Here is a 15087-nt window from a genome sequence, read left to right on the forward strand (position 1 = left end):
CGCCGTGATCGGCCCCAACACGGTGCTGCCCGCCCGCCGCACTCCGTTGACCCTCCAGACCGACGACGGTGTGGGGTTGGCGGCCGAGCTCGCGCTGCCCGCCGATCGGGACCCGCGTGCCACGATCGTGTTCTTCCATCCGAATCCGGTTGGCGGGGGGTCGATGGACACGCACCTGATTCGCAAGGCCGCGGCCCGTCTTCCTGCCTTGGCCGGACTCGCCGTCTTGCGGCTGAACACGCGGGGGACCAGTAGCCCGTCCGGAACCAGCTCAGGCACCCACGACCACGGCGTCGCCGAGCGGTTCGATGTCGCTGCGGCTTTGACGGCGGTCGCGGGGTTGCCGGACGTGTGGTTGGTGGGGTGGTCTTTCGGTACGGACCTGATCCTCATGCACGGCTTGGCCGAGGGTGTTCGCGGCGCGGTCCTGTTGGCACCCACCCTCCGCCGGGCGCAACCGGAACACCTGGCGGCTTGGGCTACTTCGGGTAAGCCGATCCGTTGTGTGGTCCCGGAACTCGACGACTACGTGCGCCCGCCTGAGGCCCGCCAACGCTTCGCGGCCGTGCCACAGGCGGAAGTGGTGGAGTTCCCGGGCTGCAAACACCTCTTCGTCGGCCACGCCGAGACCGCGTTGGACGCTGTCGTCGAGGTCGTGGCCCCAGAGGTCGCCACCCCACTACCCCGCGAATGGTGACCGGCCAGCCGAACCGGTTGCCGCACAGGACAGCGCCCCGAGTGTCCACTGCGGACTGCTCGGGGCGCTGCCGGAAGTGCGTCAGAGGGTGGTGAGCCAGCCTCGGCTGTCCGCGACCCCACCGCGCTGCAGGGAGGTCAACGACTCGCGCAACTGGGTGGTCACCGGGCCTGTCGCGCCGCCGCTGATGGCGAAGGTGCCGTCGGCGTGCTTGACGTGGCCGACCGGGGTGATGACGGCCGCGGTGCCGCAGGCGAAGACCTCCGTCAGCTCGCCCGACTCGGCCTTCTTCTCCCACTCCTCCGTCGAGATCCGCCGCTCCTCGACGCCGTACCCCAGGTCCGCGGCCAGGGTCAGCAGCGACGAGCGGGTGATGCCCGGCAGCAGCGCGCCCGACAGCTCCGGCGTCACGACCCGCGCCGACGGGCCCGAGCCGAAGACGAAGAACAGGTTCATCCCGCCCATCTCCTCGACCCAGCGCCGCTCCACCGCGTCGAGCCACACGACCTGGTCGCAGCCCTGGTCCGCCGCCTGGGCCTGGGCGACCAGGGAGGCCGCGTAGTTGCCCGCGAACTTCGCCGCGCCCGTGCCGCCCGGGGCCGCGCGCACGTACTCCGTCGACAGCCACACCGTCACCGGCTTGACGCCGCCCGCGAAGTAGGCGCCCGCCGGGGAGGCGATCACCACGTACAGGTACTCGCTCGACGGCCGCACCCCCAGGGCGGGCTCGGTGGCGACCATGAACGGCCGCAGGTACAGCGACTCCTCCGCCTGCTCCGGCACCCACCGCGCGTCGGCGGCGACCAGTTCGCGCAGGGACTCCAGGAACAGCTCCTCGGGCAGCTCCGGCATCGCCAGGCGGCGGGCGGAGCTGTTGAACCGCGCCGCGTTGGCCTCCGGGCGGAACGACGCGATGGTGCCGTCCGGCTGCCGGTACGCCTTGAGCCCCTCGAAGATCGCCTGCCCGTAGTGCAGCACGCTGGCCGACGGGTCCAGGGCGATCGGCCGGTACGGCTCCAGCCGCGCGTCGTGCCAGCCCTGCTCTGCCGAGTAGCGGATGGTCACCATGTGGTCGGTGAAGTACTGCCCGAAGCCCGGCCGCGCGAGTACCTCCGCGACCCGGTCCGGGGTCGCCGGGGTGGGGTTCGGGGTCCGCGTGAACGGCAGCTCGGTTGTCATGCGCCAGACATTATCCGCTGATCGGTCGCCGGAAAATCGGTATCCCGAGGATCGGACGACCGACTACCTCACGTCACCCGTGCGTGGCCGCCGCGCACAGAGCGCGCACAGCCCCGTGCCCACGCCCAGCACCGCCACCGCGGCGGCCAGCGACGCGATCGAGATGTTGACGCCGACGACCACGCTCAGCCCGAGCCCGCAGCAGCCCGTGCGCACCCAGGTCGACCGGTCGTCGCGGCACAGCGTCCGCGCCGCCGAGTTGATGAACGCCGCCGCGCCGAGGACCAGGGTGGCGGCCACCGCCACGGCGTCCGCGGGCGTCACCAGGACCGCCACCGCGGCCGCGGGCACCGCCGCGACCAGGTACCGGTGCTCGGCGAACCGCGCGGGGAGTTCACCCGCGCCCGCCAGGTCGGCGACTTCCTCGGCCGCGCGGCCGAGCAGCGCGCGCAGGCCGACCGCCGCGCCGACGAGGACGCCCAGCGTCAGCACCGGGTCCAGCGGGGCGCCGTCGGCGGCGGCCAGCGCGTCGCGCAGCGGCGTCGGCGACACCGCGAGGCGCGGGCCGCCGAGCTGTCGCAACGCGACCCACGACACGAACAGGTAAGCCAGGCCCACCAACAGGATCGCGTACGCGCTCACGCGGGCCCGTGCGCCGCCGACGCGATCCACGTTAAGGAAGCCGAAGAACAGCACGCCGGTTGCGGTCAAAATGCCCGTCGGGTCATCCGATCCGGTGATCCCGGGCTCGACCGCGACGGCGGCCCCGACGGGCTGGATGGCCAGTCCCGTTGTCACGAACAGGGCGGTTGTGACGATGATCACAGCAATTGCGGCCAGTCGCACTCCGCGCGGCACGGCGAACTCCGCCACCCACAACGCCGTGACCACCGCGACCAAGGCCACCGCCGCGACCGCTGGTCGGGCGGGCCACGCGTACGCCCCGGCCACCCCGGCGACCGCACCCGCCGCCACCACGCGACCGCCGACCTCCAGCACCCCGGCCATCCGCCCGTGCAGCCCGCCGAGGCGCGTCCTGACGTGCGCCGAAACCGCGGCGGGAGAAGACTGTGCGGCTAGATCGGCAAGGGACACCGCGGTCAACAGGGCCACAAGCCCGGCGAGCGCGAGCGCGGCCAGCGACCACCACCCCGCGGCGGCCGCGGCGGGACCGGAGGTGACCAGCGCACCCGCGCCCAGCGCCGCCGCACCGGCGGCGGGCACCTTAGCCCAGGTCCGCGGCGGGGCCTGTCCCATCGCTGTCACGGGCACAACCGTGTCAGATCGACGCGGGATTCTCCATCCGGGCACTGGTGGAAAGCCGCGACCAACTGGTTAGCATGCGTGAAATACCTGGCCGAACGGACCCGCCCGACCAGGTCCGGGCCCGTCCTACGAGGACTCCGGCCGGGACACCCGAGACATTTCCCTAGGAGCACACCTGTGACCGCCCCCAAGCTGGCCCTGGCCACCACACCGGTATCCGAGGCGGGGGTCGACGCCGTCGTCGTCGGCACCGTGCAGCACGGTTCCGGTCTCGCGCTCGCCCCCGGCGCCGAGGCGGTCGACGCGGCCTTCGACGGCGCGCTGGCCGAGGTGCTCGGTGCGCTCGGTGCCACCGGCAAGGTCGACGAGATCGTCAAGGTGCCCACGCTGGGCAAGCTCAAGGCGCGCGTGGTGGTCGCCGCCGGGCTGGGCAAGGCGGGCGCGGACGGCGCGGTCACCGCCGAGCAGGTGCGCCGGGCCTCCGGTGCCGCCGCGCGGGCGCTCGGGCCGAGCAAGCACGTCGCCAGCACCCTGTCCACTGTGGACCTCCAGGCCGCGGTCGAGGGCACCGTGCTCGGCGCGTACACCTTCGCCGGCTACAAGTCCGAGCCCGCCACGCGCGAACTGGCCAAGGTGGACTTCGCCGCGCCCGCCGACGGCGCCACCAAGGAGCACCGCGCCACCCTCAAGGCGGCCACCGCGATCGCCGAGGCCGTCACCGCGGCGCGCGACCTGATCAACACCCCGCCCAACGACCTCTACCCGGCCTCCTTCGCCGACCGCGCCGTCGAACTGGCCAAGTCGGTCGGCCTCGAGGTCGAGGTGCTCGACGAGAAGGCGTTGAAGAAGCAGGGCTTCGGCGGCATCCTCGGCGTCGGCGTCGGTTCGACCCGCCAGCCGCGGCTGGTCCGGCTGACCTACAAGGGCCCCAAGGCGCGCAAGAAGGTCGCGCTGATCGGCAAGGGCATCACCTTCGACACCGGCGGCATCTCGATCAAGCCCGCGGCCAACATGGACCACATGACCTCCGACATGAGCGGCGCCGCCGCCGTGATCGCGTCGGTGGTGCTGGCGGCGAAGCTGAAGTACCCGCTGCAGGTGACCGCGACCGTGCCGATGGCGGAGAACATGCCCTCGGGCGCCGCGTACCGGCCGGGCGACGTGCTCACCATGTACGGCGGCAAGACCGTCGAGGTGCTCAACACCGACGCCGAGGGCAGGCTCATCCTGTCCGACGCGATCGTGCGCGCCTGCGAGGACAACCCGGACTACCTGATCGAGACCTCCACGCTGACCGGCGCGCAGATGGTGGCCCTGGGCACCCGCACCATGGGCGTCATGGGCTCGGACGAGTTCCGCGACCGCGTCGCGGGCATCGCCCAGGCCACCGGCGAGGGCGGCTGGGCGATGCCGCTGCCGGAGGAGCTGCGCGGCGACCTCGACTCGCGGCTGGCCGACCTGGCCAACGTCACCGGGCACCGCTGGGGCGGCATGCTCGCGGCGGGCCTCTTCCTGCGCGAGTTCGTCGCCGACGGCGTGCCGTGGGCGCACCTGGACATCGCGGGTCCGTCGTTCAACTCGGGCGGGCCGTGGGGGTACACGGGCAAGGGTGGCACGGGCGTGCCGGTCCGCACCATCGCCGCCGTCCTCGCCGACATCGCCGAGAACGGCTGAGCGTGGGGGTCGCCGGGCGTCTCCGCTCGGCGACCCCCCTCAGGAGCCCCGGCGGCGGCGGAGGAACGCGGCTTCGGCGGTGTTGAGCGAGAGCCCGATGGCCCGGTCGTAGGCCGCCCGGGACTCCTCGGTGCGACCCAGCTTGCGCAGCAGGTCCGCGCGGGTGGCGTGGAAGGCGTGGTAGCCCGTCAGCGGGAGACCGTCCACCTCGGTCAGCGCGGCTTGGGGTCCGTCCAGCTCGGCGACCGCGATGGCCCGGTTGAGCCGTGCGATCGGCGACGGGTCGACGACGACCAACTGGTCGTAGAGCGCGACGACCTGGGACCAGTCGGTGCCCTCGATGTCGCGGGCCGCGGTGTGCACGGCGTTGATCGCGGCGAGGATCTGGTACCGGCCGGGAGCCTCCCCGCTTGCCAGCCGTGCGCGGACCAGGGCGTGGCCCTCGGCGATGAGCGTCCGGTCCCAGGCGCCCCGGTCCTGCTTGCCCAGGGCGACGAGGTCGCCGTCGGCGGACACGCGGGCGGGGCGGCGGGCCTGGGTCAGCAGCATCAGCGCGAGCAGGCCCGCGGTCTCGCCGTCCGCGGGCAGCAGGGCGTGCACCAGGCGGGTCAGCCGGATGGCCTCGGCGGCGAGGTCGTCGCGGACGGGGTCGCGGCCGGGGCGGGAGGCGAGGTAACCCTCGTTGAAGATCAGGTAGAGGACGGTGCGGACGCCGGTGACCCGGCGGGGGATGTCCTCGGGCAGTGGCACGCCGTAGGGGATCCGCGCGGCGTTGATCTTGGCCTTGGCGCGGGTGATGCGCCTGCTCATGGCCGTTTCCTCGACCAGGAACGCGCGGGCGATCTCGGGCACGGTGAGGCCGCCGACCATGCGGAGGGTCAGCGCGGTCCGGGCTTCCACGGCGAGGGCCGGGTGGCAGCAGGTGAAGACTAGTCGGAGCCGGTCGTCGTCGATGGCGCCCGGTGGGCTGGGCGCGTCGTACCGCATCAGCGCTTCCCGGTGCTTCTCCTCGCGCTTGGACTCGCGCCGGAGCCGGTCGATGGCCTTGCGGTGGGCGGTGGTGGTCAGCCACGCGCCGGGATTCGGGGGGAGCCCGTCGACCGGCCACCGCTCGACGGCGGTGGCGAACGCCTCGGCGGCCATGTCCTCGGCGATGTCGAGGTCCCCGACGCGCCTGGCCACCGTCGCCACCACCCGGGCCCACTCGTCGCGGTGGACCCGGGTGATCAGCGCCTCGACGTCGGTCACCCGAGCAGCACCGGCCGGAGCTCGACGCGGCGGTTGCAGCTCTTCGACCCCTCGGCGGCGAGCCGCAGCGCCACGTCGAGGTGCGGGGCCTCGACGATCCAGAAGCCGATGATGTGCTCCTTCGACTCGAGGTAGGGCCCGTCGGTGAACACCGGCTCCCCGGCCCGCCCGTCGACCACGGTGGCGGACGCGGGCGCGGACAGACCCGCCGCGTACACCCAGTGGCCGTCGGCCTGGAGGCCTTCGTTGAAGACGTCGATCGCGGCCATCTCCTCGTCGGTGGCCAGGTCGCCGGAGTCGTGGAGGACGGACAACAGGTACTGCGCCATGACTTCTCCTGTGATCTTGTCGCCGCCCTCGTGGGCCGCTTCTCACCCCTGCTACGAACGCCGTCGCCCCGATCCGACACCCGCCGCCGGAGATTCTCCGGAAAGTTTGGCGGGGGTGTGTGCCAGGCCGGGTTTCGCGCCGATTCGCGCTGGCCGGGGCGGGGAATGGGCGGGTTGTGCACATGCCCGCGATCTGTCCACAGCTCCGGGTCAACCGCTTCCGTGCCGCTGACCTGCGGCGATAGGCTCAAGGCGGGGCCTGCCCCCGGGTGGGCGGGGCTGTGTGGGCGGGGCTGTGTGGGCGGGGCTGTGTGGGCGGGGCTGTGTGGGCGGGGCTGTGTGGGCGGGGCTGTGTGGGCGGGGCTGTGTGGGCGGGGCTGTGTGGGCGGGGCTGTGTGGGCGGGGCTGTGTGGGCGGGGCTGTGTGGGCGGGGCTGTGTGGGCGGGGCTGTGTGGGCGGGGCTGTGTGGGCGGGGCTGTGTGGTCTTTGAGAATGGTGGGATCGGTGCGGGCGGCGTCGGGTGGCGGTGTGGGGTGGCCGGGCGTCGAGTGGGCGCGTGCCGTGGTGGGGTTGACTTGATCGACGGCGCTCGCGGCCCCGTCGAGGAGCGTGTCCGAGCGGGCGCTGACGCCATCCACGTCCAGCACGCCGCTGTGGTCGCGGGGGCGCTCCGTCGCTGAGCAGCGGGTCCGTCCAGGCAGGCGCGGAGCCCGGTGCCGTCGAGGCGGGTGTGGCGGCGGTGAGCCTGGTGCGGGGTCGCGCCGGGTGCGGGCGGCGATGGTGCGGAGGCGGGCGTGATCGCGGCGCGGGCCGAACGTGGAAGTGGTGCCTGGCCTGCCGGTGCGGCGGGCCCGAGGTGGTGCCGGGAACGGCGCGGGTGCCGGGCGTGGAGTGTCCGGGGGAGTGGTCGGGCTGCGCTCGGCGGAGGTGCGCGGGTCAGGCCCGGCCCTCGCGCTTCTGGCGCGCCATGTAGTCGCGCATGCGCTTGGGGTAGCCGACCCGGGCGACCTCGTAGACCGGGATGCTGCGCTTGCGGCCGAAGTCCATGGCCGCGTCGAAGTCGCTGATGCGGCGGCGGGTCCACTCGCCGTCGTGGGCGACCAGGACGACGGTTGTATCGGTCACATTCGTCCGCGGTTCGACGTAGGCCTCCACGCCGGTGCGCGACGACGCCCACTCGTCGAGGTGGCTGGTGTCCTGCTTCGTGGCACCGCGCAGGGTGCCGGGTTTGCGCTTGCCGCGTAGCCGATCGAACAGCCCCACCCTGCGCCACCTCCGGAAATCGGGTCAGCCGTGACCATTGTCCCGCAACCCCATTGGGGTACTCGTGAGTAACACGAACAGGTGGTTAGGAGACACCGGCCACCTCGCAGGCGTGGTGACCGTAGTGACAAGATGTCCAGTGGTGGCAGGCGGGGCCGCGACCGCGCCCGCCACCGGGAAAAACACCGCTGCCGCTCGTCGAGGAGTACCCGTGCCCAACACCTCCGCTGACCTCGTGATCCTGGGAGGCGGGTCCGGTGGCTACGCGTGCGCGTTCCGCGCCGCTGAGCTCGGACTTTCGGTCATCCTGGTGGAGAAGGACAAGGTCGGCGGCACCTGCCTGCACCGCGGCTGCATCCCGACCAAGGCGCTGCTGCACGCCGCCGAGGTCGCGGACAACGCGCGCGAGGGCGACCAGTTCGGGGTGAAGTCCTCCCTGGAGGGCATCGACATCAACGGCGTCAACTCCTACAAGGACGGCGTCGTCGGCGGTCTGTACAAGGGCTTGCAGGGCCTGTTCAAGGCCAACGGGGTCACCGTGGTGGAGGGCGCGGGCCGCTTCGTCGGCCCGAACTCCGTCGAGGTCGACGGCACCCGCTACACCGGCAAGAACGTGGTCCTCGCCACCGGCTCGTACGCGCGCACGCTGCCCGGCCTCGACATCGGCGGCCGGATCATCACCAGCGACCAGGCGCTCAACCTCGACTACGTGCCCGAGAAGGTCGTCGTGCTCGGCGGCGGCGTGATCGGCGTGGAGTTCGCCAGCGTGTGGCGCTCCTTCGGCGCCGAGGTCACCATCGTCGAGGCGCTGCCCCGGCTGGTGCCGCTGGAGGACGAGTGGGCCTCCAAACAGCTCGAGCGCGCCTTCCGCAAGCGCGGCATCAAGTTCAAGACCGGGGTCCGGTTCACCGGCGCCACCCAGGACGACAAGTCCGTCACCGTCTCCCTCGAGTCCGGCGAGACCTTCGACGCCGACCTGCTGCTCGTCGCGGTCGGCCGCGGCCCCAACAGCGCGGGCCACGGCTACGAGGAAGCCGGTCTGACCATGGACCGCGGCTTCGTCCTCACCGACGAGCGGCTGCGCACGAACCTGCCCGGCGTCTACGCCGTCGGCGACCTGGTACCCGGCCTGCAGCTCGCGCACCGCGGCTTCCAGCAGGGCATCTTCATCGCCGAGGACATCGCGGGCCTGGACCCGAAGGTCATCGACGAGACCGGCATCCCCAAGGTCACCTACTGCAAGCCCGAGGTCGCCTCGGTCGGCCTCACCGAGGCCCAGGCCAAGGAGAAGTACGGCGCGGCGGAGACCCTGGTCTACGCGCTCTCCGGCAACGGCAAGAGCCAGATCCTCAAGACCAACGGCGGCGTGAAGCTGGTCCGGGCGCCGGACGGCCCCGTGGTCGGCATCACGCTGGTCGGCGAGCGGGTCGGCGAGCTGATCGGCGAGGCGCAGCTGATCTACAGCTGGGAGGCGTACCCGGAGGACGTCGCCCCGCTCATCCACGCCCACCCGACGCAGAACGAGTCCCTCGGCGAGGCGTTCCTCGCCCTCGCGGGCAAGCCCCTGCACGTGCACGGCTGAGGCCAAGGAAAGCCCAGCCCCAACCTCAGTCAGCCAAGCAGCAAAGCACGAGGAGTCTGAAACACCATGGCGTTCTCCGTTGAGATGCCCGCCCTCGGTGAGAGCGTCACCGAGGGCACCGTCACCCGCTGGCTCAAGCAGGAGGGCGACACCGTCGAGGTCGACGAGCCGTTGCTGGAGGTGTCCACGGACAAGGTCGACACCGAGATCCCGTCGCCCGCCGCGGGCGTCCTGCAGAAGATCGTCGCGCAGGAGGACGAGACCGTCGCGGTCGGCGCCGAGCTGGCGATCATCGGCGACGGCTCCGGTGACTCCGCGGGCGGCGGCGCGCCCGCCCAGCAGGAGGCCGAGCCGGAGCCGGAACCCGAGCCCGAGCCGGTCCAGGAGCAGGCGGCGCCCGCGCCGTCGGGCGGGTCGGCCGAGGGCACCGAGGTGACGATGCCCGCGCTGGGCGAGAGCGTCACCGAGGGCACCGTCACGCGCTGGCTCAAGCAGGTCGGCGACTCGGTCGAGGTCGACGAGGCGCTGCTGGAGGTGTCCACTGACAAGGTCGACACCGAGATCCCCTCGCCGGTGGCGGGCACGCTGCTGGAGATCTCCGCGGGCGAGGACGAGACCGTCGAGGTCGGCGGCAAGCTCGCGGTCATCGGCGACGCGAACGCGGCCCCGGCGAAGGCCCCGGAGCCCGTCAAGGAGCCGGAGCCGGTCAAGGAGCCGGAGCCGGTCAAGGAGCAGCCGAAGCCGGAGCCGGTGCGGGAGGAGCCCAAGGCGGCTCCCGCGCCCGCCCAGCCGGCGCCCGCTCAGCCCGCGCCCGCCGCCGCGTCGCGCCAGGAGGCCCCGCGCGACGGCAGCGCGCCGTACGTGACGCCGCTGGTGCGCAAGCTGGCCGCCGAGAACGGCATCGACCTGGCGTCGCTGGCCGGTACCGGTGTCGGTGGTCGGATCCGCAAGCAGGACGTGCTGGCCGCCGCCGAGGCCAAGAAGGCCCCGGCCCCGCAGCCCGCCGCCGCTGCCGCCGCGCCCGCCAAGGCCGCCACCCCGGCGCCCACCGCGGACACCTCGCTGCGCGGCACCACCCAGAAGCTGACCCGCCTGCGCCAGACGGTGTCGCGGCGCATGGTCGAGTCGCTGCAGACCGCGGCCCAGCTGACCCAGGTCATCGAGGTCGACGTCACCCGCATCGCCAAGCTGCGGGCCAAGTCGAAGTCGGCGTTCGAGCAGCGCGAGGGCGTCAAGCTGACGTTCCTGCCGTTCTTCGCCAAGGCCGCCGTCGAGGCCCTCAAGCAGCACCCCAAGCTCAACGCGTCGATCAACGACGAGACCAACGAGGTCACCTACCACGGCGCCGAGCACCTGGGCATCGCCGTGGACACCGACCGCGGCCTGCTCACCCCGGCCATCCGGGACGCGGGCGACCTGAGCATCTCGGGGCTGGCGCACAAGATCACCGACCTGGCCGAGCGGACCAGGGCCAACAAGGTCACCCCGGACGAGCTGTTCGGCGCCACCTTCAACCTGACCAACCTCGGCAGCCAGGGCGCGCTGTTCGACACCCCGATCATCCAGCTGCCGCAGGTGGCGATCCTCGGTGTCGGCCTGGTCGTCAAGCGCCCGGTCGTGGTCACCGACGCGGGCGGCGACGACACCATCGCCATCCGCTCGATGGTCTACCTGGCCCTGACCTATGACCACCGCCTCATCGACGGCGCCGACGCGGGTCGCTTCCTGTCGGCGGTCAAGAACCGCCTGGAGGAAGGCGCCTTCGAGGGCGACCTCGGCCTGTAGTCCAGCGCCCTTTCGGAGGGGCCGCCCGATTCCGGGCGGCCCCTCCGCGCTTTCGGGCCGGTTGTCCACGGCAGACAGGTGGGCAACCAACACTGGTCGGTGATCACTCGAACGTGCGGTGGGCCGGGATGTTCGGGACGATCGGGGCATGCGTGTACTCGTTGCTGGGTCGTCCGGGTTGTTGGGGACCGCTCTGGTTGAGCGGTTGCGGGGGGACGGGGACGAGGTGTTGCGGTTGGTCCGGCGTCCCGCGCAGGGACCGGATGAGCGGTCTTGGGATCCGCCCGCCGGGGTGATCGATGACGGGGCGTTCGACGGGGTGGACGCCGTGGTCAACCTCTGCGGGGCCGGGATCGGTGATCGGCGGTGGAGCCACGCGCGCAAGCAGGTGCTGCTCGACTCCCGCGTCGAGCCGACCGAGGTGCTCGCGGCGGCGGTCGCCAAGCACGGGGTGCCCGTGCTCCTCAATGGATCGGCCGTCGGCTACTACGGCGACACCAACGGGCCCGCGGACGAGTCGGCGGACCGGGGCGAGGGGTTCCTGGCCGAGCTGTGCGCGCGGTGGGAAGCCGCGACCGAGCCGGCAGGTGACGCGCGGGTCGTCCACCTGCGCTCCGGCCAGGTGCTGTCCCGGCGCGGCGGGCTCATGGGCAGGTTGCGGCCGTTGTTCTACTTCGGACTCGGCTTCCGCTTCGGCGACGGTTCCCAGTACATGCCGTGGATCCACCTCCACGACCACGTCCGCGCCGTCGCCTTCCTGCTGCGCCACGACATCCGCGGCCCGGTCAACCTCGTCGGCCCCACCCCCGCCACCAACGCCGAGTTCGCCCGCGCCCTCGCCAAGACCAAGTTCCGCCTCACCCCCTTCCCGATGCCCCGCCCCCTGCTCAAGATCGCGTCCGGTGAGCTCGCCGACGAGGTGCTGCGCAGCCAGCAGGTCGTGCCTAAGGTCCTGGCGGACAACGACTTCACCTTCCGCTTCCACGCCGTCGACCGGGCGCTGGCCGACACCGAGGCGCGGTGAAGTTCCACGCCACCCTCGGCGTGATCCTCCTGGCCGCTTTCCTCATGCTCGGCCGGGCCGTTTCCGACGCCGCCCCCGGCATCGACCAGGCGGTGGCAGGGACGCTCGGCGCCGACTGGCACGGCGCGCCCGGTGACATCGCGTACGCGGGCAGTCTCGTGCTCGGTCCGGTGCTGCCCGCGGTGGCGGCGCTGGTGCTGATCGCGTGGGCCCTGCTCCAGAGGTCCAGACCGGGGCGCATGGGGCTCCTGCTGCGCTGCGTGCTCCTGCTCGCCGTGTGCCGGGCGGTGTCGCTGGTCAAACCGTTCTTCGAGCGGGCACGGCCGCGGGACTACCCGGACTTCAGCTTCCCGAGCGGGCACGTCGTGTCCGTGGCCTCGGTCGGGTTCACCGCTGTCGTGCTGTGCGCGTGGTTGGCGCGTGAGCGGGTGAAGTTGGTGGTGTTCTGCGCGTCGGTGGCCGTTGTGCTCGCCGCGGTCTGCCGGGTCGTGCTGGACGTGCACTGGCTCACCGACGTGTTCGGCGCGACACTCGGCGTGGTCGGTGCGGGGCTGCTCACCGCCGCCGCCCTGCGGCTGCTCCCCGCGCGCCCGTCCGGCGTAGGGTCGGGGACGTGAGCACACGGGACACCTCCTGCCGCGCCGACGCCCACCCGGTGGTCGTGCGCGAGGTCGGCACGATCGACTACCTCGCCGCCTGGGACCTGCAGCGCGACCTCGCCGCGGCCCGCGCCGACGAGGCCGGTGCCGACACCCTGCTGCTGCTGGAGCACCCCTCGGTCTACACCGCGGGCAAGCGCACCCAGCCGGACGAGCGCCCCGACGACGGCACCCCGGTGATCGACGTCGACCGCGGCGGCAAGATCACCTGGCACGGTCCGGGACAGCTGGTCGGCTACCCGATCGTCAAGCTCGCCGACCCGGTCGACGTGGTGCAGTACGTGCGCCGCGTCGAGGAGGCCCTGATCGACACCTGCGCCCGGCTGGGCCTGCCCACCGGCCGCGTCGAGGGGCGCAGCGGGGTCTGGCTGCCCGCCGACGGCACCCGCCCCGAGCGCAAGATCGCCGCGATCGGCATCCGGGTGCAGCGCGGCGTCACCATGCACGGCTTCGAGATCAACTGCGACGCCGACCTGAGCGCCTTCGACCGGATCGTGCCGTGCGGCATCCGCGACGCGGGCGTGACCTCGCTGTCCGCCGAACTGGGGCGGGCCGTCACCGTCGCTGAGGTGCTGCCGCTGGCCCGCGACGCCGTGCTGGCCGCGCTGGAGGGCGAGCTGCCGGTCTCCGACCACTGGCTGGCCCGGCCGGAGCCGACCAGCCCGGGCGTCACCTTCGCGCTGAGCCGCTGACCGCGGCGACCTTCGCCACCGCTGGCTGCGGGTAGCCGGGGAACCCGGCCGCCGGCGCCTTGCCCGGCACCGGGTCGCCCGCCAGCCACAGACCGCCGGTTTCCCAGACCGCGCCGAGCAGGCTCACGTCGGCGGCGGTCAGGCGCAGCGCCACCTCGGTGTCGTCGTCGGTGTGCGCGATGACGGCGTGGTGCGCGGCGGACATCCGGTGGGGACGGAGTTAGGTCGTGTGCCCGTCGGTCTCCACCGCGACGGCCGGTGTGTCGCGGATGCGCGCGGGCTTCGCGGGAAGCCCGCGCCACGAGCCCGTGCGCACCATCTCACGCACCCACTTGTCCGACCCGTTCGCGAACCGCACGAATCCGGCGACGACTATCACGAACACCCACATGAGCAGGCGTGATGGCTCGTCGACCAGGTTGAACGCAACCGCGGACAGCCCGGCCGCGAGGCCGGTCAGCACACCGAACGCGACGTGGCGGCTGGGGTGGGTCCGGTTGAGCAGGATGGTCGCTGGTCGGTGACGGGCGGGTGATCCAGCAGCTCGTCGGCGGGGCGGACCGTCATCGGTCCGGTCCGATCTTGGCGAACGCCAGCAGGGGGCAGCCGGGGAAACCCGCGGCGACGGTCTTGCCCGGGTCGGGGGAGCCGATGAACCAGAGCGAGCCGGTGGACCAGATGGCGCCGAGCACGTCGACGCCCGCGGCGGGGAGGGTGGCGGTGCGCTTGGCGCCGTCGTCGAAGTGGAGGGCGACGGTGGCCGTGGCGGTGCCGTCCGGGCGTACCCGCCACGGGGTGACGTGCGCGGGGACGCGGACCCACGGCCCGTCGTCGACCATCGCGGGCAGGCGGACGTTGCCCCACTTGAGGCGCAGCGGCACCAGGACGCCGACCACGGCGAGCGCCGTGGACGTCGCGGCGATGGGCCACCAGTCCAGCGCGCCGATCGGTATCGAGGCCAGGTACGACACGGGGACCATGAGCGGGATCTGGAGTGTCGGGAGCAGCGTGAGCGACCGCAGGGTGCGGGCCACGCCGCGGGTCACCTCGTGCTCCTCGACCGCGGCGACCGGGGTGCCCCCGGGGGAGTGGCGCAGCGGGCGGGCCGGGAAGAAGCTGTGCGAGCCCGCGACGCGCAGGAAGCTCCAGCCCCGCTCCGGACCGACCAGCCACACGGTGCCCACCCGGTTGACCATCACCTGGTGGGCACGGGTGAACAGCAGCACGCGCACGGGTGCGAAACCGGCGCCGTCGGCCACCTCGACCACGGCGGACAGCCTGCCTGCTCGCACCAGCCTGGCCCGGACCGGTCGCCACGGCGACCGGTCCATCGCCACCGCGGCGGCCGCGGCCCAGGACCGGTGGCCCGCCGGGCGGTAGGCGTACCAGAGCAGCACGGCTTGGGAGAGCACCAGCAGCGCCCAGGGGGCGGCGCCCCCGAGGTCACCCGTGCTCAGGTTGATCACGGTAGGCACGGCGCTGAGGACGAGCGCGGCGCACGCGACGTACCCCACCAGCCGGAGCCGGTTCGCCATCGCGGCGGCCAGGTCCAGCAGCTCGGCGGTGATCGGGTCCTCCGCCGCCGGTCGGTCCGCGATCGGATCGGGTACCGGCCTCGCCCCAGTCGCGGTCAACAACGCCTCCGTGCTCGTACGCCGACAAAGTCTCTCAGGTGGATCGCGCCATATG

15 protein-coding genes are annotated in these 15087 nt (G+C 72.8%); 7 read left to right on the forward strand and 8 right to left on the reverse strand.

Annotation, left to right across the window (positions count from 1 at the left end):
• Positions 1 to 4: 4 nt before the first annotated feature.
• Positions 5 to 697: an alpha/beta hydrolase gene (locus V5P93_RS07970; RefSeq protein WP_104478714.1), complete on the forward strand. Its 693-nt coding sequence runs from the start codon at positions 5 to 7 to the stop codon at positions 695 to 697.
• 81 nt (positions 698 to 778) lie between these two features.
• On the opposite strand, the gene V5P93_RS07975 is transcribed toward V5P93_RS07970, so the two are convergent.
• Both V5P93_RS07975 and V5P93_RS07980 read right to left on the reverse strand, forming a co-directional pair.
• Positions 779 to 1876 (reverse strand): branched-chain amino acid aminotransferase, encoded by a 1098-nt coding sequence (locus V5P93_RS07975; RefSeq protein WP_104478715.1) that lies wholly within the window; start codon positions 1874 to 1876, stop codon positions 779 to 781.
• 63 nt (positions 1877 to 1939) lie between these two features.
• Positions 1940 to 3142 (reverse strand): hypothetical protein, encoded by a 1203-nt coding sequence (locus tag V5P93_RS07980; protein WP_181043422.1) that lies wholly within the window; start codon positions 3140 to 3142, stop codon positions 1940 to 1942.
• A gap of 177 nt (positions 3143 to 3319) precedes the next feature.
• Between V5P93_RS07980 and V5P93_RS07985 the strand changes: the two genes are divergently transcribed.
• Entirely contained in the window at positions 3320 to 4816 is a 1497-nt protein-coding gene (locus V5P93_RS07985) for a leucyl aminopeptidase (protein ID WP_104478716.1), read from the forward strand.
• Between the two features lie 39 nt (positions 4817 to 4855).
• Here the strand turns inward: V5P93_RS07985 and V5P93_RS07990 are convergent, their stop codons facing one another.
• The 3 genes from V5P93_RS07990 to V5P93_RS08000 all read right to left on the reverse strand — a co-directional run bounded on the left by V5P93_RS07990 (position 4856) and on the right by V5P93_RS08000 (position 7656).
• On the reverse strand, positions 4856 to 6064 hold the full coding sequence (locus V5P93_RS07990; protein ID WP_104478717.1) for an RNA polymerase sigma factor: 1209 nt from the start codon (positions 6062 to 6064) through the stop codon (positions 4856 to 4858).
• A complete protein-coding gene (locus V5P93_RS07995) occupies positions 6061 to 6393 on the reverse strand; it encodes a YciI family protein (protein WP_104478718.1) in 333 nt (110 codons plus the stop codon). Before V5P93_RS07995 ends, V5P93_RS07990 begins: the two co-directional genes overlap by 4 nt.
• Before the next feature lie 936 nt (positions 6394 to 7329).
• Positions 7330 to 7656: an oxidoreductase gene (locus V5P93_RS08000; protein WP_104483554.1), complete on the reverse strand. Its 327-nt coding sequence runs from the start codon at positions 7654 to 7656 to the stop codon at positions 7330 to 7332.
• Positions 7657 to 7867: 211 nt separating this feature from the next.
• Here V5P93_RS08000 and lpdA point away from each other — a divergent pair, with 211 nt between their 5' ends.
• From lpdA to lipB, 5 genes are all read left to right on the forward strand, one after another.
• On the forward strand, positions 7868 to 9238 hold the full coding sequence (lpdA, locus tag V5P93_RS08005; protein ID WP_104483555.1) for a dihydrolipoyl dehydrogenase: 1371 nt from the start codon (positions 7868 to 7870) through the stop codon (positions 9236 to 9238).
• 66 nt (positions 9239 to 9304) lie between these two features.
• Positions 9305 to 11023: a 2-oxoglutarate dehydrogenase, E2 component, dihydrolipoamide succinyltransferase gene (gene sucB, locus V5P93_RS08010; RefSeq protein ID WP_104483556.1), complete on the forward strand. Its 1719-nt coding sequence runs from the start codon at positions 9305 to 9307 to the stop codon at positions 11021 to 11023.
• A 148-nt stretch (positions 11024 to 11171) separates the two neighbouring features.
• The gene (locus V5P93_RS08015; protein WP_104483557.1) at positions 11172 to 12047 is read left to right on the forward strand and encodes a TIGR01777 family oxidoreductase; all 876 of its coding nucleotides are present in this window, start codon (positions 11172 to 11174) and stop codon (positions 12045 to 12047) included.
• Positions 12044 to 12664 carry a phosphatase PAP2 family protein gene (locus tag V5P93_RS08020; RefSeq protein WP_245931813.1) on the forward strand — a complete coding sequence of 207 codons (621 nt, stop codon included), beginning with the start codon at positions 12044 to 12046 and terminating at the stop codon, positions 12662 to 12664. Before V5P93_RS08015 ends, V5P93_RS08020 begins: the two co-directional genes overlap by 4 nt.
• Entirely contained in the window at positions 12661 to 13398 is a 738-nt protein-coding gene (lipB, locus tag V5P93_RS08025; protein ID WP_104483558.1) for a lipoyl(octanoyl) transferase LipB, read from the forward strand. Before V5P93_RS08020 ends, lipB begins: the two co-directional genes overlap by 4 nt.
• Here the strand turns inward: lipB and V5P93_RS08030 are convergent.
• The 3 genes from V5P93_RS08030 to V5P93_RS08040 all read right to left on the reverse strand — a co-directional run bounded on the left by V5P93_RS08030 (position 13376) and on the right by V5P93_RS08040 (position 15032).
• Complete coding sequence (locus tag V5P93_RS08030) at positions 13376 to 13603, reverse strand: hypothetical protein (protein WP_104483559.1); 228 nt, start codon at positions 13601 to 13603, stop codon at positions 13376 to 13378. The two genes, lipB and V5P93_RS08030, sit on opposite strands and share 23 nt — an antisense overlap.
• Positions 13604 to 13618: 15 nt before the next feature.
• Positions 13619 to 13861 carry a hypothetical protein gene (locus V5P93_RS08035; RefSeq protein ID WP_104483560.1) on the reverse strand — a complete coding sequence of 81 codons (243 nt, stop codon included), beginning with the start codon at positions 13859 to 13861 and terminating at the stop codon, positions 13619 to 13621.
• A gap of 100 nt (positions 13862 to 13961) precedes the next feature.
• On the reverse strand, positions 13962 to 15032 hold the full coding sequence (locus V5P93_RS08040; protein ID WP_104483561.1) for a hypothetical protein: 1071 nt from the start codon (positions 15030 to 15032) through the stop codon (positions 13962 to 13964).
• Between the last annotated feature and the right edge of the window lie 55 nt (positions 15033 to 15087).

The sequence above is a fragment of the Actinokineospora auranticolor genome (assembly GCF_041897805.1).
Classification (GTDB): Bacteria; Actinomycetota; Actinomycetes; order Mycobacteriales; family Pseudonocardiaceae; genus Actinokineospora; species Actinokineospora auranticolor.

Bases quoted from the DNA above. Each gene is read 5' to 3' on its own strand.
- V5P93_RS08030 (WP_104483559.1), bottom strand. From the start codon at position 13,603: ATGTCCGCCGCGCACCACGCCGTCATCGCGCACACCGACGACGACACC.
- sucB (WP_104483556.1), top strand. From the start codon at position 9,305: ATGGCGTTCTCCGTTGAGATGCCCGCCCTCGGTGAGAGCGTCACCGAG.
- V5P93_RS07995 (WP_104478718.1), bottom strand. From the start codon at position 6,393: ATGGCGCAGTACCTGTTGTCCGTCCTCCACGACTCCGGCGACCTGGCC.
- V5P93_RS07975 (WP_104478715.1), bottom strand. From the start codon at position 1,876: ATGACAACCGAGCTGCCGTTCACGCGGACCCCGAACCCCACCCCGGCG.
- V5P93_RS08015 (WP_104483557.1), top strand. From the start codon at position 11,172: ATGCGTGTACTCGTTGCTGGGTCGTCCGGGTTGTTGGGGACCGCTCTG.